This is a genomic window from Vibrio sp. 378, from assembly GCF_033339435.1.
In genome coordinates, this window is sequence record NZ_JAWOUO010000555.1 from 1 (window position 1) to 699 (window position 699).

2 pseudogenes are annotated in these 699 nt (G+C 42.3%); both read left to right on the forward strand.

What is annotated here, in order from left to right:
* Nucleotides 1–404, forward strand: a pseudogene (locus tag R7Q48_RS27500) (response regulator); the annotation flags it as partial.
* Nucleotides 404–699, forward strand: a pseudogene (locus tag R7Q48_RS27505) (PAS domain-containing protein); the annotation flags it as partial. The pseudogenes R7Q48_RS27500 and R7Q48_RS27505, both read left to right, overlap by 1 nt.

The window sequence follows — 699 nt, forward strand, 5'->3', positions numbered from 1 at the left end:
GGCGAGATAGCTCTGGAGCGGTTTCGCAGCGCTTTGTTGGCGGCGGTATACACGGAGAGGCGTTGGTTTGCCTACGTGGGAAAGATATCAATCAAATTGGCGAAAGGTTGGGGTATCTGCTCGAATTTACGCCTCATAATGAAATTATTTTAAATGTCTCTAACTTGCTGGTTTCGTCATTCCTAACCTCTTTAGGGAACCAACTTGATAAGCAGTTTTCACTTCGTCAGCCGGGCATCGTCGATACAATCACTCCTTACAATGAAGAACAAGGAGAATCAGGCGAACTCTTTACCATCGAATATACCTACATGGCGGAAGCGCTCGATTTTGAGTGTGAAGTATTATTTCTAATAGACAAACCATCAGTAGAAATTATTTATGAAATCATGGAGTTAATCTGATGTCCGATATCACGCTGGACATAGCAGACTTTCATTGGGTCACACAAATTTTAGATACCATGGATTCTGGGCTCATTGTTCTTGATCCAGAATATAACGTGTGTGTCTGGAACAGCTTTATGCAGTCTTACAGCGGTGTGCTGTCTCAAGATATTTTAGGTCAATGCTTGTTCGATCATTTCGACGAACTACCACGAACGTGGTTGGAAACGAAATTAAAGACCTCTGCTGATCTTGAGACTCGTTCCTTCTCCAGTTGGGAAAACCGACCATACCTTTTTAAATTCAACAACTT